The 18,847-nt window shown below is 43.1% G+C and carries 15 protein-coding genes and 2 pseudogenes; 14 read left to right on the forward strand and 3 right to left on the reverse strand.

Annotated elements, in window-relative coordinates:
* The first annotated feature begins 8 nt into the window (after nucleotides 1–8).
* The 6 genes from A142_RS23945 (at nucleotide 9) to A142_RS23970 (ending at nucleotide 7,945) form a co-directional block, all read left to right on the forward strand.
* Complete coding sequence (locus tag A142_RS23945; protein WP_019826052.1) at nucleotides 9–2,003, forward strand: choice-of-anchor X domain-containing protein; 1,995 nt, start codon at nucleotides 9–11, stop codon at nucleotides 2,001–2,003.
* A gap of 467 nt (nucleotides 2,004–2,470) precedes the next feature.
* Entirely contained in the window at nucleotides 2,471–2,974 is a 504-nt protein-coding gene (locus A142_RS23950; protein ID WP_019826053.1) for a YcxB family protein, read from the forward strand.
* An 87-nt stretch (nucleotides 2,975–3,061) separates the two neighbouring features.
* Nucleotides 3,062–3,787, forward strand: a complete 726-nt coding sequence (locus tag A142_RS23955) for a metallophosphoesterase family protein (RefSeq protein ID WP_019826054.1) — start codon at nucleotides 3,062–3,064, stop codon at nucleotides 3,785–3,787.
* 166 nt (nucleotides 3,788–3,953) lie between these two features.
* Nucleotides 3,954–5,156 (forward strand): YbfB/YjiJ family MFS transporter, encoded by a 1,203-nt coding sequence (locus tag A142_RS23960; RefSeq protein WP_019826055.1) that lies wholly within the window; start codon nucleotides 3,954–3,956, stop codon nucleotides 5,154–5,156.
* A gap of 14 nt (nucleotides 5,157–5,170) precedes the next feature.
* Complete coding sequence (locus A142_RS23965) at nucleotides 5,171–5,800, forward strand: glutathione S-transferase family protein (protein WP_019826057.1); 630 nt, start codon at nucleotides 5,171–5,173, stop codon at nucleotides 5,798–5,800.
* A gap of 102 nt (nucleotides 5,801–5,902) precedes the next feature.
* The gene (locus tag A142_RS23970; protein WP_019826060.1) at nucleotides 5,903–7,945 is read left to right on the forward strand and encodes an FUSC family protein; all 2,043 of its coding nucleotides are present in this window, start codon (nucleotides 5,903–5,905) and stop codon (nucleotides 7,943–7,945) included.
* Nucleotides 7,946–8,715: 770 nt separating this feature from the next.
* Here the strand turns inward: A142_RS23970 and A142_RS23975 are convergent.
* Nucleotides 8,716–9,285, reverse strand: a pseudogene (locus tag A142_RS23975) (LysR family transcriptional regulator); the annotation flags it as partial.
* Nucleotides 9,286–9,388: 103 nt separating this feature from the next.
* Here A142_RS23975 and accD point away from each other — a divergent pair.
* The 4 genes from accD (at nucleotide 9,389) to A142_RS23995 (ending at nucleotide 13,288) form a co-directional block, all read left to right on the forward strand.
* Nucleotides 9,389–10,255 (forward strand): acetyl-CoA carboxylase, carboxyltransferase subunit beta, encoded by an 867-nt coding sequence (gene accD, locus A142_RS23980; RefSeq protein ID WP_019826064.1) that lies wholly within the window; start codon nucleotides 9,389–9,391, stop codon nucleotides 10,253–10,255.
* Nucleotides 10,256–10,564: 309 nt separating this feature from the next.
* Entirely contained in the window at nucleotides 10,565–10,807 is a 243-nt protein-coding gene (locus A142_RS23985; protein WP_019826066.1) for a hypothetical protein, read from the forward strand.
* 188 nt (nucleotides 10,808–10,995) lie between these two features.
* On the forward strand, nucleotides 10,996–11,442 hold the full coding sequence (locus tag A142_RS23990; protein ID WP_019826068.1) for an NUDIX hydrolase: 447 nt from the start codon (nucleotides 10,996–10,998) through the stop codon (nucleotides 11,440–11,442).
* 751 nt (nucleotides 11,443–12,193) lie between these two features.
* Nucleotides 12,194–13,288, forward strand: a complete 1,095-nt coding sequence (locus tag A142_RS23995) for a methyl-accepting chemotaxis protein (protein WP_019826072.1) — start codon at nucleotides 12,194–12,196, stop codon at nucleotides 13,286–13,288.
* Nucleotides 13,289–13,529: 241 nt separating this feature from the next.
* On the opposite strand, the gene A142_RS24000 is transcribed toward A142_RS23995, so the two are convergent.
* Complete coding sequence (locus A142_RS24000; protein WP_019826074.1) at nucleotides 13,530–15,341, reverse strand: PLP-dependent transferase; 1,812 nt, start codon at nucleotides 15,339–15,341, stop codon at nucleotides 13,530–13,532.
* Nucleotides 15,342–15,483: 142 nt separating this feature from the next.
* Between A142_RS24000 and A142_RS24005 the strand changes: the two genes are divergently transcribed.
* Nucleotides 15,484–15,939 (forward strand): Lrp/AsnC family transcriptional regulator, encoded by a 456-nt coding sequence (locus A142_RS24005; protein WP_019826076.1) that lies wholly within the window; start codon nucleotides 15,484–15,486, stop codon nucleotides 15,937–15,939.
* A 34-nt stretch (nucleotides 15,940–15,973) separates the two neighbouring features.
* Here A142_RS24005 and A142_RS24010 read toward each other — a convergent pair whose 3' ends face one another.
* Nucleotides 15,974–16,444: a hypothetical protein gene (locus tag A142_RS24010; RefSeq protein ID WP_019826078.1), complete on the reverse strand. Its 471-nt coding sequence runs from the start codon at nucleotides 16,442–16,444 to the stop codon at nucleotides 15,974–15,976.
* A 533-nt stretch (nucleotides 16,445–16,977) separates the two neighbouring features.
* Between A142_RS24010 and A142_RS24015 the strand changes: the two genes are divergently transcribed.
* The 3 genes and pseudogenes from A142_RS24015 to A142_RS25530 all read left to right on the forward strand — a co-directional run.
* Nucleotides 16,978–17,781, forward strand: coding sequence for a MetQ/NlpA family ABC transporter substrate-binding protein (locus A142_RS24015; protein WP_019826081.1), 804 nt, complete (start codon nucleotides 16,978–16,980; stop codon nucleotides 17,779–17,781).
* 202 nt (nucleotides 17,782–17,983) lie between these two features.
* Nucleotides 17,984–18,664: a haloacid dehalogenase type II gene (locus A142_RS24020; RefSeq protein WP_019826083.1), complete on the forward strand. Its 681-nt coding sequence runs from the start codon at nucleotides 17,984–17,986 to the stop codon at nucleotides 18,662–18,664.
* A gap of 76 nt (nucleotides 18,665–18,740) precedes the next feature.
* Nucleotides 18,741–18,836 (forward strand): annotated as a pseudogene (locus A142_RS25530) (Lrp/AsnC family transcriptional regulator); the annotation flags it as partial.
* Between the last annotated feature and the right edge of the window lie 11 nt (nucleotides 18,837–18,847).

Consider the following 18,847-nt stretch of genomic DNA (forward strand, 5'->3'; position numbering starts at 1 on the left):
TGGCCACAATGAAATTCATCAAGCAATTAGTGATGGTGTTCAGTCTTTTCTGTACCTTCATCACACCGGCTATCGCCAGTAATGCAATACCCGTTGGGATGAGTACAAGCACGACACTATCTCAACCAGTGACTAGTAACGATAACGAAGTCACAATGCTATTTACCATCGACAAAGCGGAAGCCCTAAAAGCAGAAATCATCGTGCCGTTGGATGATGCAACCGTATATTTAGTAAAGCCTAACGGGCAAGTCGCAACATCATCCAATGATGTGCAAGCGAACATACTTTCAGGTGACACACAAAGTCCGCCGCTACCGGGCAGCTATTTATTTTTGCCTGAAGTAACTAACCCTGAACCTGGCGAATGGAAGATCGTCGTTGATTTTCCAAACCCAAGTTACAACACAGTAATTATTGCTCAGGTTGCGATCCAATCCCCTATTGCGTTTGGCATGGCGATAGCTGCAAACCAATTTGTGGTCGGTGAACCAGTTCCCGTTTCTGCATTACTGACAAACAAAGGGAATCCAATCACAGGTGCCCAAACCAGCGCAGTGATCATTGATGAAGCTGGAATAAAAACACGCCTGACGCTTAAAGATGAGGGTGTCAATTTCGATGCTATTGCTAAAGATGGTGTCTACAGCAATATTTTCGTTCCACCCGCTGAAGGGGATTATCTAATTGAAGGCATAACGTCTTTTGAAGAATATGGAACAACTATCACTCGCCAGACAAGTAAAAAAATCCACGTACTACCCTCTGACATTGAATTTGTCAGCCTCTCACTCGCTCCACTGTTTTCCTCTGAAGGCTGTGTTATTGCCTTAGAGCAGCGCTTGGAACTTGATGTTAAATCCGCGGGGGATTTTGCCATTCATGGTTACCTCACCGATGGAATTGACGAGCTGAACACAAGCAAACGTCTGCAACTCAAACCTGCGAAGCAAATCGTCAATCTACAGTACTCAACTGAAGATATTTTTGGCGCGTTTGATTCAGCGTCTACTTTGACCTCCAACCCGACGATCATCTACGCAATCACTCAAGATGACATACGAATTTCAGCTCCTCGAATTCAGTTTGAAGAATTTATTGATTTAGCATCTTTTGAGCGTTGCCGCGAACCGATTGAAGTCACGGGGAGTTTAGTCACCACACCGACTATGTCGCAAGATGGAACCTACATTGATTCGCTGAGTTTTGAGTTTCCTATCCATGTTATGCGCAGTGGAACTTACACAGGTTCGGTAAATATCGTTGGTGCAGCCGGAGAGTATTTAGAGCTAGTGAGTTTCCAAGAACCGCTTGAGGCTGGCGAAAACACCATCAAGTTTACCGTTCCTTGTGACACGTTTAAGCAAGCCGATGGTCCTTATGAACTGAACGCACTGCTAATCTACAGTGGCGTTGACTCCTATCGACAAGGAGTTCTCGGTCAAACTCCACCATACCAAGCCTCTGATTTCAGTCCGCCAGTGAATGTGACCCTCCCCTCTAACCTATTCGGTTTGGAAAGAGAAAACTGGCAAGCAACCCCGGCAACACAAGTCACGCAACATCGTGTCGGTGGTTACTTAAGAGCGGGGGCTTCAATCCCATACGACTACGAAACACTAGCGAGTTTTGACTTAAGTGAGGTTCGAGGGAAAATTAAACAGGCAACGCTTATTGTTGATTTCGGAGATTCAACTCTTCAATTTCCATTCTACAATGTAACTGCGCATATCGTTAATCAAACTTGGTCTCCAAACACACTGGATTACGACACGTTCTGTGAGTCTTTTACAATATGTGCAGCATGGAGTAATCCACTCACTACATTCAACAACGTAGAAGCAGGTCAAACGCTTAGGTTTACCAACTCTAAACTATTAGAAGCATTAAATGAGAAGAGAGTGTCTGGGTTGAACAAACTAGATATTGCTCTTACCTCTTCTCCCTATGAAAGAAGTTTCTTCATTAACGTTAAGCAGGTGTCATTATTCATCGAGTACTGATCCTAAAACTGAAATAGAATAAGGCCATGCCCAAGGTATCGCTTTGGGCATGGCTTCTCAGAGTGAACAGTGATGAACTTTGCAAGCTTCATATGTTTATTCTGTTAGAGCAGACTATGCCAGCCCCTCAACAGTAGTGATAAAACACGCTAATCACTATAGACTCCATCAACCAACAAAATGAGATCGAAGTTTTATCCAAAAAGGCCAGTAGTCCCAACAACCGGGTGACTCCACAGATCTATCCATCCCATCACCAATTTTTTAGGTGACTTTAAAGATGCCCCTACACTAGTCTGATAGCTAAAGTTAGAATAGACCCGTTAAGTATCATCGATTTACAAAACAGAGCCAAAATATCTAAATAAAAACAGTGAGAAGCGATACAATAATCAAGTTGCAAAATTGCAGCGTGGGACACCTGCCCACTGACAGCCCATTCACAGAGAACCATAAAGTAGCCTCACATGTCTAAAGAACCCGGTTTCACCACAGAATACACCCTCGACAAGACGTTTTTTGCAGAGTGTTATGATCAAACTAGCCTTCCGACTCAGTTTCCAAAAGCCTATCTAAAGGGAATATTATTTCTTATTTTTGGTGTGGTTCTACTAGAGTTTGAACTATTACCTAATGGCTACGTTGGTTGGTTCTTCATTGTTTTGAGTGTGATTGAAGCATTCAGTGTGTACTGCAAAAGAACTTGGTGGTTGTGGAGACAAAAAATCAGCTCAGGCGCTGGCAGTAAAATAGTCTTTCAAGGTGATGCTAACGGAGTAAGTTACAAAAACCACAAAGCGACCAACACCATCGCGTGGAGTGACATCGACCAACTTGAGCAGACCGATCTTGGTTTTATCCTGCATATCGGTAAACAACGCCAATATGTGAGTAAATCTTGTTTAACTGATGAAGCCATTGCCTTCATGATTGAACAACACGAAGCTTCCAACGCTCCTAAAACGCCCTAAGCAAACTAATACCAATAAATGCCTGCCAATTTGGCAGGCATTTTTCTATCACCGATGGCAAGTGAATGGAATAATCGGATAACACCAATGACTACCGTATATCAAATCAGTGACTGTCACCTTTCAGATGAATCCAGCTACGAGAACTTGCGTAAAGCCTTGGAACACGTCGCTAACGATCCAACCTGTGAGACCATTTTCCTGACCGGTGATATCTGCTGTAACCCCAAACCGGGTGACTACGTTCGATTGGAAGCCTTCATTAGGCAACACCTTAACGATAAGTCTATTTACGCGATTGCGGGCAACCATGACGACTCTGCCTTAATGCGTACTGAGCTAAAAGGCTCGACGATTCTCCTCGCCGATAAAGCGATTATCAATGGACAAGAATTCGTATTTCTGGACTCTAGCGACAAGCCGCTTGATAGCCGACATCCATTAGGTTCAGGGCGTATTAATAACCGTGGAATAGCTCGTCTAAAAGAGCAACTGAGAAAGGCCGATGCTCCCATTGTTGTTGTCCACCACCCTATCATTCCCGTCGGTTCTGAGTGGATGAAAGCGATCCGTTTGGAAAACGATGCCGAGGTAATGAAGGTGCTTCGCAAGTATCGCGTGCGAGACGTTATTTGTGGTCACGGCCATGATGGGATAACAGTTACACAACAAGGCGTAACCCAATATATGGCACCTTCAACCGCCTATGGGTTTGACCACTCTATCAATGAATACAATCGCAGCGAAAAGGTAGGATTGAGTCGAATTCGTTTGTCGGCTAATTCAATCGATTATCAGGCTGTGTATTTTTAACATTGAACTGAGTTCAAAAGAATGGAACCCAATGTAAATGATGAATCCAACATTTACAGAGAATATAAATCACCATCAAACTCCAGACATTAGAGTAAAAACTCATTTGAGAGCATTCAAACTAAAATGTTAGCGTGATGTTACAAACACAAACATCGGGCGCGACATGCAGCAAATAAAACTCTTAAACCGCGCTACCTTTGCAGGATTTGCAGCAACATTAGTTGGGAATGGCATTGGCCGCTTTGCCTACATTGCCTTGATGCCAGTGCTCATACAGAGCGGATGGTTCTCAAGTGAAGATGCCTCAACCCTTGGCGCTGCAACGCTGATCGACTATATCTTTGGAGCTCCCACTTCAAGCTTTCTACAGCGATACTATTCAACCGGTACACTCATACGTGCCTCTCTGTTATTGAGCAGCTTTAGTTATCTTGGTTGCGCCTTAAAGTCTGCCCCCTTCGAATGGTTTTTAACACTGAGAACCATTGCTGGAATATCAGGAGCCATTCTTATGGTGCTCGCTCCCCCGATGATCGCTAGCCTTCACCCAAAAGAGATGAAAGCGAGAATCAGTGGCGTCGTATTTTCAGGGATTGGGCTTGGTGCCATGATCTCAGGAACGATCATACCTCTTCTGATCTATCAAAGTGTGGAAAGCGCATGGTTAGGGATGGGAGTCATCGCTTTTCTAGCAACGGTTCTGACATGGAAAACATGGAGTCTTGAGGCTAAACAGAGTCATTGTGCAATGAGCCCAGCTTCATTTAAGGACTTATCTAAGCGTAAACGTACGAGTATTCGATTTGTACTTTTAGCCTATACCTTTAGCGCAATTGGTTACTTACCTCATACCCTTTTTTGGGTCGACTATATTGTTCGTGAGTTAGGGATGAGTTTTACAAGTGGCGGCTTTTATTGGGCCGTATTTGGCATCGGAGCGGCGATTGGACCGATAGTGACAGGAGTATTGGGTGATAAGGTTGGGCTCAAAAAAGCGCTATTAGCTGCCTTTATTTGTAAGGCGATTGGCGTTGCACTTCCGTTAATGAACACAGGTGAAGTTGCACTTTTTGTTTCGTCGCTACTCGTCGGTATGTTCACTCCGGGTATCGTAACACTCGTATCAACTTACACTTTAGAACTCGTTGGAACACAGCTCCATACGAAATCTTGGGGAGCCATGACAATGGGTTTTGCTATTTCCCAAGGCGTGGTTGGCTTTGTTATGGCTCATTACGCACCACAGTTAAGCAGCTATAACATCCTATTTATGGTCAGTACGAGTGCACTAATCTTGTCGATAGTCTGCATTGCCTTTACATCAACCAAACAGCAATCATTAAACACTGCTCAAACAAATTCTTAGCAAAGGAATCGCTCATGAAACTGTACTTAAATGATACCTCACCATTCTCACGAGCGGTGTTGGCCACTGCCTATCTGTGCAATGCGCCACTTAAACTTGAATGGGTCGATCCATGGCAAACACCCCAAGCATTAGTCACAATCAATCCATTTAGTACCATCCCGGTTCTTGAAACTCATGAGGGTATTGCGCTCACCGAGAGCTTGATGATCTGCGAGTTTCTATTGCAGGCTTACCCAACTAAGATACTCACAGCAACCAACACTAGTGATAGTAAGCGCATGTCGTTATTGGGGATGAGTAAAACCCTCATGGAAGTAGCCTTTCGTTGCGCTGCATTGAGCCGCTTTGACGCTGAAAAAAATGTGCTGACAGTTAGAGCAAAGGAAGGTATTCAAAGAAGCGTTCAAGCACTTATCGAGCAACTGAATAACACTCATGATTTACTGCAGCCCGATTTCTCGACGTTGTACCTGCACGTTGCATTAGATTACGTTCTGTTCAGGCACGCGAGTTTACTCTCAGTTAGAGAAGTAGATACCCTCTCCACCGCCTTACAAAGTTCCCCTTTCACAGACACACTCGCAAAGTTAAGCCTAGAAGCGCTTTCCAATAAACCAAGCTTTAGCGAGCTATACCAATAGAAGAGGCTTGCAGCGATTCAATTTATCAATCTGTGATTGAAACCAGCACAATCAGGAGGTTTGGCGTTACACTGAACGAGACATAATAAGTAAAGAGGGCCTATGACGTTTTCTCCTGCCATTCTGCGTAAAATCTGGTACTCCCCTTCGATTAACTTAGGGCTTCGCGCCACCAGTGCCATTGTGTTGTTTCTTGGTTTAGGGGTGTTGTCGAATCACCTCAACATCGCAATGACCGCGCTAATGACTATGCCAGCGGCTTTAATTAGCGGTCTTGATGCAGCAGGCCCAAGGCGGTGGACACGTTTTTCGATTACCGCAACCGCTTGGGGAATCACTTTAGCCGTCAGTTACGTCCTGTTGAACAGTGGGCTTCCTTTATGGTTAACCTACGGCGCAATGGGTGCCTTACTTGCCAGTGCGGCGGTCAACGGTCCATTCTGGGCACGGCTAGGCATGTCCAGCCTCTTAATTGCTGTCGTTACCCTATCACTTCATAATTCCAACACAGCGCTAAGCTTGTACCCAATGCTGGTACTTGGCCCTCTTACTTTTGCTCTATTTAGCTGGCTTTGGTTTGCCCTGTGGAAACACTATGCGCTTCGCGTGTGTTTATCTGCGATTTACGAGACGTTGGCAGACTACATCCAATATCGCCAAGCTTTCTTATTAGGTGGCGAAAATGAAGCGCCCAAAAGACGCATCAAATACCAGCTCATCGAGTTGCTCCAACAGGCGCTTCAGTCCGAATCTTTTCGCTCTAAACACGAAGATGCAAACTCGCTCCGACAAGCCCTATTTCTCGCGCTCGATACATTTGAAGTGATACTCAGCAGCCATACAAGTAACCCGGATTTATTGAGCCAGTTTCAATCAAGTAAGGAAAAGCGTGACTTGTTATTGGTTTGGAGCCAACATTGTCAGCAAAGGCTAAGACACAAAGCCAAACAGCTTTTGCACAACACGAATGAAGAGATGAAGCACTTAAGCTCATTAGAACAAGAAGCCGATGACTTGATTGAAGCGGTAAAGCTTGAAGAGCAACCCCGCTTTCGCTATTGGGCATACGCAGTGAAGCACATTTCTCGTCGTATTGAGCTTAACGAACCCGCCTATGAACGCTCTTTTGAAGTGCAGCCGTTCGAATTGTCGTTTCGTCTGCCAAGCCGAGGCAATCCGATTTGGCGTCATGTTACCCGTGTTGGTTTGATGTTCGCGCTTGGTGCTGGAATTGCCGAATACTTTGAGTTGATTCGCCCTGACTGGGTGTTGATTTCGATGTTAATGGTGATTCAACCAAGCTTCTTGGCGACACGCAGTAAAACTTGGCAACGCTGTTTAGGCACGGCACTTGGTGTCCTGTTTGCGACTTCCTTGATTCATATTGGCGTGCCAACGACCGCGATGTATACGCTGATGGTCATCCTCTTACCCGTCGCGATGCTTAATATCATGCGGAATTACTCGCTAGCAATTGGTTGTATTACCGCGCTATTGATTTTGATTTATCAGACGATGGCGCATCAAGGGCTCGATTTTGCCGCGCCACGCTTGATCGACAACATCGTGGGGGGCGCCATTGTCCTACTCGGTTATGGTTTGTTATGGCCGCAATGGAGAGGCAAAGAGATCCACAACCAAGCGTTAACGGCTCTGAACAGTTCAAAAAGCTTGTTTGTGTATTGCTATGAACAACTGCAAGTCGACCCTGAACAACGCGACCACATGGACTTAACCAAGCAACGTGCTGCCATGCTCACCGCCGAAAGCGACCTAGAACTCATCTATAACGAAATGCAACAAGAGCCAAGACACACTCGCGCCGATCCCCATTATTATGAAGATATGCTGAGTCACTATCGATTATTGAGCCATTATCTTTGCCTGCTGATTCCACTCATCAGAACAGGCACGCAATACCAAGGAACTCAACAAGTCGAACACTTAATTCATGATGCGATGAACGCATTGGTCAATACCATTCGTGATAACCACGTCCATGAGCTACCCGCGCTAACCAATAAAACAGATACCGACCACCTCTCCTCCACAACAAGTCAACGCTCAGTAGAAGAAATCATTTGGTTGGCATTGATGACGATAAAACAAATGCACGATTTAGTTAGGCGCAATCTGGAAAGCTGAATTCAAGACTTAAATACCAATAACGAATCAGATTTCGCTCTGTATTTTTAGAGCGAAGTGTTTGGCACGCTTTGAGGAACAGGCTTGTTAAAAAATGGCCGACACATATTTGCTCCAGAACAAGTTAGATTAAATATCTATACACAATTTAAGGATCATTAAACACGGAAATTTCCGATTCTGATTCAACACATTTGCTATCATCTTGTGCTGATACATGTTAGCGCTGCGATTTGAATCCGCGTGGAACTTAGAGGTTGTAGTCAAATTGACCAGACATCACATAAGAAAGTTCAAGCTCGGCTCTATATCGAACATCTTCATCATTTATCCCAAATTCTCTAATCTCTTTAAGTACGGGAAACGACATGGCAGTTAGCACTTCTGATAGACTATCTCTATCAGGTTGAGATCCTAACAAATTTTTAATTTTCTCACTGAAGAACTCAGGGTGTCTTTTCAGAATTTCTCTGATTATCAGATGCTTGGTGGATTTGTGAGGGTGGTAATGTGCAATGTCACTAGTGTATGGGGTGTATACGACATTACCACCACGACCAGATAAAGGACGCGGAACAGGTGGAGATGAAAGACGTTGTTGGATAATTCGATTAGGTTCCTTAATGTCTACTTCGTAAGTATGATTACTATATGAAAACTCGCAAAAATATGGTTCTTTAATCCTATCGTCTGAATCTCGAGTTTGGATTGTAGATACCTTTCTACAACATTTTTCAGAAATATTAATAGAGTATTTTTTGCATGCCTTAATGTTTCAAATCCGTAATCTTAAAAGGCTTAGAAGATGTATGAAGAAGTTTGGGTGAAGCCACAACAACACTAGTCCAACGCTTAATCTCTTTCGCTATCCAATTGTTATCCTCTAGCTTCCCTCGATGAAAACTCAAAATAACGTCAAACCCGTCAAGCGGATCCTCTTTAGGGCTCATACTCGTATCACAACATAATGAAATAGATGGATATTGAGTACAAAACGAAACGACGGCTTGGGCCAAGTCAGGTGAGTCTGGCATTAAAACATTGAGTTGCCCTATGACTTCACGAGAGTGTTGTGTCACCTCCTCAAGAGCATCATTGAGTTTATCCAACAATGGCTGAGTTCGTAGATAGAGGTGGTCCCCTGCTTCTGTCGAAGAAATTCGGCGAGTCGTTCTATCAAAAAGTCGAGCATCCAGCTGCTCTTCTAGCAACGCGATATGACGACTGACGTTTGAGGTCGGCAAACACAGAAACTCCGCAGCTCTCTTAAAGCTATTGTTCTCATAGACACAGTGAAAACTTTTTAGCCATTGTTGATCAACCTTCTCAAGCATTCCCATTAATCCCACCCAGTTGGATTATAAAGCCAATATTAGCCACTTTATTACCAGAAACAGGCTTATACAATACTCATCATTAAAAGTGAACTGGATAAGGTTTCCAATGAGTTGGTTAGAAAAGCTATTAGATAAGAAAAATATAATCAGTACGCGTAAAGCGAATATTCCAGAAGGCGTATGGACAAAATGCCCCTCTTGCGACCAGATTCTGTACCGGATAGCCCTTAAAGAAAATCTGGAGGTGTGTCCAAAATGCGATCACCACATGAGGATGTCGGCACGCTGTCGCTTAGAAAGTTTTTTAGATAACGGTGAGCGAACTGAGATTGGCAAACAACACGAGCCGCAAGATTTGCTCAGTTTCAAAGACAATAAACGCTACACAGAGCGCCTTGCCCTAGCCCAAAAAAGTACAGGTGAGAAAGATGCAATAGTCGCGATGCAGGGAGAGTTGTTAGGGATGCCTGTTGTGGCGTGCGCTTTCGAATTTTCTTTTATGGCTGGCTCAATGGGTGCCGTTGTGGGCGCTCGCTTTGTTGATGCTGTAAATACAGCCATCGAGGCTAACTGTGGATTGGTATGCTTTTCGGCTTGTGGTGGAGCGCGCATGCAAGAATCGCTCATGGCTCTAATGCAAATGGCAAAAACAAGTGCTGCTTTAATGCGACTATCAGATGCAAAGCTCCCTTATATCTCCGTATTGACCGATCAAACTTTTGGCGGTGTATCGGCAAGTATTGCGATGTTAGGTGATATAAATATCGGTGAACCCAAAGCGAGAATTGGTTTTGCCGGGCGTCGTGTAATTGAGCAAACAGTACGAGAAAAGCTACCTGAAGATTTTCAGCAGAGCGAGTTCCTATTAGAGCATGGTGCTTTAGACATGATTGTTGATAGACGTGAGATGCGCGCCCGAGTAGCTAAGCTAATCGCAATGATGACCAACACTCAGATTCAAGTTGATCATTAAAAACCTCCCCCTCTAGCTCCCCCTCAAATGACCAACAACGACCTCTTTAGATTAAGGACCGAGGGGGAGAACATTCTTTATCGCTGAACATCTGGCCGTACTTGTAACGTTCGCATTCAGTTCCCCCCCTTTCCTTCCCTACGATCAATAAGAGATTGAGAATACGAACCGCACCCAGTACATTCCTTTAAATTACTGTATTTTCACTAGCTTCTTATAGTTAAAATACCGTATGGTACAAACCATAAAATTATTAAGACTTGTGGCCTTTGCCACAGAGACTCTCCATTTAAAGCGAAAAGACTTACTATGAATTTTGATATCAATGCACTGAAACACCACCAACTGGTCGAAGATGGTCAATTAGAAGGGTGTTACATTCACCAGCCTGTGCAAGGCAGTCAGCCAGATGATAAAGCGGTTTTAGTAGAACGCCAAGCGCTGGAAAGCCTGGGATATAAGGTGGTTCAGGTTAAAGCGAAAGGCGTAACAACTACGTTTGCCGAAGCTATGCTAGAGCTTGCGAAGAAAACAGGCCACCAGCCAAAATAGTAAGCGAGTGGATAGAGGGAGTTATAACGTTCGCTAACGTTAGTCGTTTATCTATCCATATTCGCTGTTCTCAATAAACACCGTTCCGAATTTGCACAATAGAACTACGAAAACTTCAGTCTAAAATTACCCAACTTTTTTAATGGTTGTAGTATCTATTGATGCATAACAATTGTGGAACTAATTTAATGAGAGCACCATTTCAGGTATTGATATTCCCTTACAAATTTGAGTTGGCAGACCCAATATTCTTGATTGGTCGTCGAGCTGATAATGGAGAGTGGCAGGCAATTTCTGGTGGCGGTGAAAACCGAGAGTCTTTTCTCGATGCTGCGATAAGAGAATTATATGAAGAAACCTCGTTAACAGGTATTGATTGGGTCCAACTAGACTCTATGTGTATGTTGCCTAGAGTGTTTTATTCTGGTCATGAAAAATGGAACACCCATCCTTATGTGATACCAGAATACTCATTCTCAGTGAAGGTTTCGGGTGAACCACAGTTATCTTCAGAGCACTCTATGTTTCGTTGGTGTAAGGCCTCTGAAGCGAGGGAGCTTCTAAAGTATGATTCAAATCGAATAGCGTTATGGGAGTTATCTGAACGACTTAAGTTCCATCCTATAAAGAGTTAGAATCGAATTGATGTAAATTCAATTTCTAATGCCTTGAATAAGAGAAACAAACTGCTTTTTGTTATCTTTCAAGCTCCCGAAATATTGCTTATCTAATTCTTCGATTAACGTCAAAGCCATTTCTGTCAAAGATTCTCCAGTCTGTGTAAGTTTAAGAGAAAATTACGTGAATCTTGAGTAGCACTACCTTTGACAACTCGTTTCTTTAACACCAAGCCTTTCATTGATTTGGATATGGTTACCTTATCTAAACCGGTAGTTAATACTATTCCCACTTATATTGTTTTTTTCGATCTCTTTACACCATAGCACTGAAGTGTGTATTGCAAACTGAGTATGATTAAGAGCCTTAAGTATCTATAGTGCCTCAGAGTGCCATTTGGTGTAATTCGCCCAAAATTGTAGCCCTATGCTTTGCGACTAAAGGTCGGGGCTAGCCTGAAGTTTAACTCTATGTACAACATCGGTGAACTCACATTTATTCTGATTCATTCGAACAGCAATACCCGTACCAAAAATCATTTAAAAACATTCAAGGCGGACATATTTAATATTTACGTCACGTGAATTTAAATAACAAAAATATCAGTTTGATTATTTATAACCTCTAAGTACTTAATAGGGGTAACATACTTATAATATTTTGTTACAATCCTGTCGAAAATAATCACCATGAAAACCAATACGTTATAAACCCACTCAGTTTATTCGCCTCACAAATAACTTCTCGAGTTACACATATAGGTATTTTATGTTTGGAATGAAAAAAATAAAATTAGAAAATGCATCACTCAAACAAGAGTTAGCCGAACTAAAAAAGAAGCATGACGCTGATATTAATGCCCTCGAAAATCAACTCCAAAAGTCTCAAAAACTTGTTCAATCGACACATGAAGAACGCCACAACAGTAATGAAATGATGTCTAATTGTTTGAAAGGTGGAGATATGCTCAAAACCATTCAAAAAGAGATGGTTGAAAGTGCCAAATCTATGGCTCATGAGAACCTAGAACTTCAGCAATTAGATGATATGTTTAAGCAGACTCATCAAGCATTAGTCCGTTTAGATAACCGAGCAATTAATATCGGTACTCAAGCATCTCAAAGCATTGAATCTGTAACTATATTAGATAACACTGCTGGTGCTATATCTAACCTTGTATCAACCATTCAAGAGATTTCTGACCAAACGAACTTACTGGCACTAAATGCTGCTATCGAGGCCGCGCGCGCGGGTGAAGCAGGACGCGGGTTTGCTGTCGTCGCCGATGAAGTAAGAACCCTTGCAGGTAAAGCCAGCGAAGCCAGTGAAAAAATTGATTCATTGGTGAAACAAGTTTTGACTCAAGTAAATGCGATTAAAACCTCTATCGATGAAAACCAAGTTTGTGCAGAAGAAGTTTCAGCATCTTCTGCACAAATTAGCTCAATTGTTAATGAAGTAGTCGTGAAGTCGGAAAACATGAAGCAAGTTATACATATTGCTTCCACTCGCGCTTTCTTAGATTCGGTGAAGCTCGATCACGCCATTTGGAAAAATAACACCTATCGTTTACTACAAAGCGGTGCATTTAGTGAAACGATCAACACTCACTCAGAGTGTCGTTTAGGTCAGTGGTATTATCGTGGTGATGGCAAGGCTTACAACCACCTGAGAAGTTATCAATTGCTTGAAGAACCTCATAAACAGGTGCATGACAATGGTCGTAAAGCAATGAATCAAGCGGCATCTGAGGACATTGAAGGAACAATTAGATCAGTTAAAGCTATGGAAGACGCAAGTATACAAGTTGTCTTTCAAATCGATCGTTTAATGAATGAAATCATAGAAACTGAATCAAAGTAGCGTTTAGTTTCACTTATTCCATACATTCGACTTGGTTAGTGCAATACCACTAACCAACTTCTACCTAAGAGTTTATTCGAAACAGATTTATTGCCACTCTCCAAAACCCAAAAGGCCTCGCAAACGCGCGGCCTTAGTTTTTCTATCTAGTGATTATAACTGCACTCTAACGGTTACAGCTACCCTACTTCACTGACTTTTCTTGCTAACCTTTATTGCCAGCTTAGCTTACTGACCTAAGTTACTGAGTAAGCTGACTGAACTTCGGCAAGCTCGTAACAAACCTCTGATGTACATCCATATAGGTTTGCATATAGATTTCATCGATACTGTTACCACTAGGGAAACTCGATGAGAAGTCGGCGTGTTTGCGGTCGATTGACAATTTGGCTGCCTCGATAATGTGAGCAATGAACATTCGAGGATCTTCCAAGCCGATAGAGATACGCATTGTGGTCGGTTTGATGCCTGCTTCATTGAGCGCCTCGTCGCTGAGTTCAGAATGCGTAGTCAGTGCCGGGCACAGTGCCACCGTGTTGGTTTGCCCTAAGCTCACTTGCATGCCGATTGCTGGCTCAAGCATGTCGAAGAACTGTTTAAACCCATCTCGATTGATTGGTGCACGGTCGCCGTTGCCTTCCATATCTATAGTAAACAGCGCTGCTGGTAATCCTAAGTACATGTTGTTCTGGCAGTGTTCATAGTTATCACTGTCTGGCAAAGCTGGGCACGACACATTGATGTCTGGGTGAGCATCGAAGATCTTCGCGAGAGTCAGTGTGTTAATGGTTTTCTGTACCACACGCATCTCATACGTTTTCATGCCGTTAAGCACTTCAAACGCTTTGTCTGCATCTAAGAATGCGCCTTTAATGTAATACACATTCCAAAACAGCGTTTCGTTCCATGGAATAGTGACCTCATCGCCGTTAGGTTTGTTACAGGTGACCTCTTCTCCTTTTGGCACAAACATGGTCTCGTTACGACCGATGACTACCCCAGCCGTTGTGGTGCCGGAACCCGCCAGTTCTTTGGTGTAAGAGTGAATAACATAATCTGGCCTTTCCATAACATCATCGCGTTTTAGTACTGGATGCAGCAATGGTGTGCCGACTGTCGAGTCAACAATCACATCCCAACCGCGAACGTGACCAGCTTTGCTGATACTCGCAACATCCAACACGTATCCATGCGGGTTACACGGTGACTCTAGGTAAACGTAGATTTTCTTACCCGCTGCGAGGCGATCAGCGTATTTAACGGCAACCTCATCAAGTCGAGTCGCAAACTCATCACCTGAGTAACCATCCACCCACTCTACCGCGACATTTAGGTTAGACGGTTTCCCAAACCAATCTTCCAACAACTGGTAAGAACCGCCATAGATATTACGTGAAGCCAAGACTATGTCTTCATGCCCAAGTAAATGGCTCAACAACCCATCAATGGCCGCCATACCCGAATTAAAGTTCCATGCGAGGTATTCGTTGGCTCTAGAACCTGCCTCAATATCAACCATATGGTTAGCCAGTGAAATCGATGTTGGGTTAAGCAGTCGAGAATAAATATCGTGCAGCGGCTCTTTACCGTTGAACGCATCTTCAATCCATTCTGTACAGGCAAATAAATACGTGGCGGTGCGCGTAATAACCGGGCTTGCCGAGAAGATAGCCGCCACATTATCGAAGATAGGATACGCACCTTTAGACGCAAAGTTACCATTATTGGTGGCAATAGATTGGTAAGTGGCACGCATCGGATTTTGTAGGTTATCGAGGATCTTAGCGATCTGGAATGACAAGAAACGTTTAGCGTTAAACCAAGCGATCCGGTCGCTCTTGTCGAGTTCTGAAAGTCCATCAACGGTCAATGCCCAAAGGTCGTGAGTCTTGGTATTGGCTTGGTACAGTGTCGTCGCCAGTTCAATCAGCGTGACGCCGTAATCACTGTTTGGGTCGATACCAAAGTGCTTTGCCTGTTCAATGGCAAGCGCTTCTGCTTGTTCGTGTTTGGTCGTTTTACGCAGCGGGCTAAGTTGAGTTGAAGTATTCATAATTCCTAAATCATTCCATGCTTGTTGTTCCTCCTTTAATTCTAGTTTTGCAACGATGTTAAAAATTGCTATTTGCGAAGTAAGACATAAACTTTGAGCAATAATATTACCAAACTAAACTCAATATTGATGGAATATGCCAATGGACGAGATCGACAAGAAAATACTGGCTGAACTACAAAGCAACGCTCGGCTCACCAATCAAGAGTTGGCCGATCGCGTGTCGCTATCGCCCTCTCCTTGTTTGCGTCGAGTTCGCTCATTAGAGAAACAAGGGATTATTCGCGGCTATCACGCCAGTGTCGACCAAGAAGCATGCGGCTTGCCTGTGAATGTGTTTGTGTTGGTGAAACTTGAAAAGCCAACTGAAGAGAATATGCGAGACTTTGAACAACACATTGAAGTGATTGACGAGGTGTTAGAGTGCTTTCTGATGACGGGCAATCACGACTACCTATTACATGTCGTCAGTGAATCACTCAAAAGCTACGAGCAGTTTATCCGCAAACACTTAACTCGCCTGCCTAATATTGCGTCTATTGAATCCAGCTTCGCCTTCGGTCAGGTAAAAACAAAGACCAAGCTGCCAGTGAGGTAAATACGGGGCGCAGTTGTTTGATCTGAGAAGTCGTTTAGCCTTTTGCTTGAGTCCTTGCTAAGAGTTGCGTCACTTCAAAGGTTATTTGGTCTACAACCGCTTTCACAAACGCGGCTCTGTCATGCCCAGACAATTCTAAGGCGGTTCCAAGATTAGGGACAGCCCAGTGGAGCCTGTTTGGTATGTGTGAACAAACCACGTTTACGCATTCAACAAACAAGTCACACTGCTCATTACTTACTTTATCACACAGTGTAATCACGTAATCGAAGTTTTCATTTGTCCTTTTGTATTCAAAAACAGTTTTGCTTTCGGTCTTTATCGATACACTAAGTAAGTTAGATAACTCATCTAAGATAACTTGGGGTGTTTCTCCCGGCTCAAACCCTGAACAAGTTGCTTGTAACATCCCATTAGATTCCTGCTCAACAATTGCTTTAGCGATAGATGCTCTTACACCTTTTTTAACGCAAACAAATAGAATATTGATAGGAGTTGTATTCATATCAAAAAAACCTACAGATGAATAATCGTATTTTAAACATAGGCATTTTTAGCATTTTTTCAACAAGATAAATACGTTAGACACAAGAAAACTTAAGCGTCTAGCTCGTGGCTGCTGTCGTGTGGTGAGTTTGACCTGTGATTTAGAGTTTAAGTAATATCTCAGAGAGTCCGTTAGTGACTAAATTAGACAAACTATCCCCATTCTGTCTAAGTATTCGACGAACTTAATTAATCCGCTCTCAAAGTAGATATCTATCCTATATTTTTATATAAGCTAGAAAAATAACATGGAAGTCATTTAAGCATGACCAAGCTTTCTTCAACTAGCCCTACAGATAGGTTTGGGGGTGTCGACATTCTGGTATTAAATACACCTAGCGGCTTAATATCAATCTAACCTCTTAACACCAATCTAACCTCTTAATATCAATCTAGCTTTGCTTCTAACAAACCTATTGACCCGATCGCATAAATAGATAACATAGACATCTAGATGCCTACATGTCTTTTGGTTAATTAAATGGAGTTATCATGAACAGCTACAAAAAAATCACAGCATCCCTGTTGGCATTAGCTTTCGTATTCGGCGTAACAGGATGTGGAAAAAAAGACGAGGCTGTTATCAAGATTGGGGCGACAGTTGGCCCACATGCACAAGTTGTACAAGCTGTTGCCAAAGAAGCAGCAAAGCAAGGTATCAACATTGAACTCGTCGAATTCTCAGACTACATCACCCCTAACGCAGCACTGGACGATGGAAGTATCCAACTGAACAGTTACCAGCATCAGCCATTTCTCGATAACTTTAATGCCAATCACGATAGCAAATTAGTTTCTATCGGACGTTCAATTTTGATGCGTATGGGCGTTTACTCGAACAAGCACACTTCGCTAGACTCTATCCCCGATAACGCACGAATCGCGATTCCAAACGACCCAACGAATGGCGGGCGCGGACTATTGCTACTTGAAAATGCAGGGCTGATTTCATTAAAAGACAACGCTGGTTTCAACGCTTCATTAAACGATATTGTTGATAACCCGAAGAACATTCGATTTGTTGAAGTGGATGCCGCGCAGCTACCCCGCTCTCTTGACGATGTAGACGCAGCTGCAATCACCATGAACTATGTGATGTCTGCTGGACTGGACCCTAAGAAACAAGGCATTTACTTAGAGAAAAAAGACGCACCTTTAGCTGTGATGGTTGTGGCGGCGCGAGAAGAAGACAAAAATAACGAAACGTATAAAAAGATCATTTCAATTTACCACTCACAAGAGATCAATGACTTTTTAAACAGCACTTTCAAAGGCACCATAGAAGCCGCAAATTAAGCTAAGTAAATCATTTCAGATTTGGTGTTGCCTGCTACCCATTAAGCAACGCCAAATTCGAGTGACGAGTTCATCGACGACTCATTCCAACCCTCTTTTCTGGTTAGAGAGCAAAGCTTAAGTTACTTAAATCGAGGTTGAAAACCGTATCATCAGAGCGGATTATGTAAGTATGATATTCAATTAAATCTGGGTTCTTGGCATGAAAAAAGAAGTGATACTGTTTGATATAATCGAAACGGTTTTAAATTTGGAGTCATTACAGCCTAAATTTAAAGCGGCATTCGGCAGTGAGGATGCACTATCGCTTTGGTTCTCAAAGCTTTTGCACACTTCAACGGTTTGCATCGCAACAAACGTAAAGTCTACTTTTTCTGAACTAGCGAATGCAGCGCTCGACGCTATTGCACAAAGGTACAAGTGTGATTTAACGGCGGAAAGCAAAGGTGCCTTGTTAACTTCTTTTGCCAATCTACCACCTCACACTGATATCAAAGAGTCTTTACTTAAATTGCGTGAGAACGGCTTTAAAACCGTCGCTTTTTCTAACTCATCCCTCGACCTCATCACTTCTCAAATCAAGAACTCGGGTTTAGAAGACTATTTCGACACTGTCATTTCCGTTGAAGAAACAGCCAGTTTCAAACCCAATTCAGATGTGTATCAATTTGCAGCAGAAACGTTAAAAGAGCCTGTCGAAAACCTTCGTCTTGTCGCTACTCACGATTGGGACACTCATGGTGCGTTATCTGCTGGCTTACAAGCAGCCTATATAGACCGCACTGGAATTGAATATCATCCCTTGTATTTGAAGCCGGAGATTAGCTGCAGAACAATGGATGGTGTGGTCGAACAAATCATTAAGCACAATTTAGAAAAGTAACACCTCAAGAGGCTTTTGCTACTCCCGCTCGATACAAACAAAAAGGCTTCGCACACGCGAGGCCTTAATTCTATCTACAGAGCAATTAACTCGCCTACCCAATATAGCTTCTATCGAACCCAGCTTCGCCTTCGGTCAGGTAAAAACAAAGACCAAATTGCCAGTGAGATAGATGAAGTTCGC

The organism is Vibrio splendidus 12E03 (assembly GCF_000272105.2).
GTDB lineage: Bacteria > Pseudomonadota > Gammaproteobacteria > Enterobacterales > Vibrionaceae > Vibrio > Vibrio splendidus_I.

What these genes read in the sequence shown, in the direction of transcription:
- A142_RS23945 (WP_019826052.1), top strand. Translation starts at nt 9, where the DNA reads ATGAAATTCATCAAGCAATTAGTGATGGTGTTCAGTCTTTTCTGTACC.
- A142_RS23950 (WP_019826053.1), top strand. Translation starts at nt 2,471, where the DNA reads ATGTCTAAAGAACCCGGTTTCACCACAGAATACACCCTCGACAAGACG.
- A142_RS23955 (WP_019826054.1), top strand. Translation starts at nt 3,062, where the DNA reads ATGACTACCGTATATCAAATCAGTGACTGTCACCTTTCAGATGAATCC.
- A142_RS23960 (WP_019826055.1), top strand. Translation starts at nt 3,954, where the DNA reads ATGCAGCAAATAAAACTCTTAAACCGCGCTACCTTTGCAGGATTTGCA.
- A142_RS23965 (WP_019826057.1), top strand. Translation starts at nt 5,171, where the DNA reads ATGAAACTGTACTTAAATGATACCTCACCATTCTCACGAGCGGTGTTG.
- A142_RS23970 (WP_019826060.1), top strand. Translation starts at nt 5,903, where the DNA reads ATGACGTTTTCTCCTGCCATTCTGCGTAAAATCTGGTACTCCCCTTCG.
- accD (WP_019826064.1), top strand. Translation starts at nt 9,389, where the DNA reads ATGAGTTGGTTAGAAAAGCTATTAGATAAGAAAAATATAATCAGTACG.
- A142_RS23985 (WP_019826066.1), top strand. Translation starts at nt 10,565, where the DNA reads ATGAATTTTGATATCAATGCACTGAAACACCACCAACTGGTCGAAGAT.
- A142_RS23990 (WP_019826068.1), top strand. Translation starts at nt 10,996, where the DNA reads ATGAGAGCACCATTTCAGGTATTGATATTCCCTTACAAATTTGAGTTG.
- A142_RS23995 (WP_019826072.1), top strand. Translation starts at nt 12,194, where the DNA reads ATGTTTGGAATGAAAAAAATAAAATTAGAAAATGCATCACTCAAACAA.
- A142_RS24000 (WP_019826074.1), bottom strand. Translation starts at nt 15,341, where the DNA reads ATGAATACTTCAACTCAACTTAGCCCGCTGCGTAAAACGACCAAACAC.
- A142_RS24005 (WP_019826076.1), top strand. Translation starts at nt 15,484, where the DNA reads ATGGACGAGATCGACAAGAAAATACTGGCTGAACTACAAAGCAACGCT.
- A142_RS24010 (WP_019826078.1), bottom strand. Translation starts at nt 16,444, where the DNA reads ATGAATACAACTCCTATCAATATTCTATTTGTTTGCGTTAAAAAAGGT.
- A142_RS24015 (WP_019826081.1), top strand. Translation starts at nt 16,978, where the DNA reads ATGAACAGCTACAAAAAAATCACAGCATCCCTGTTGGCATTAGCTTTC.
- A142_RS24020 (WP_019826083.1), top strand. Translation starts at nt 17,984, where the DNA reads ATGAAAAAAGAAGTGATACTGTTTGATATAATCGAAACGGTTTTAAAT.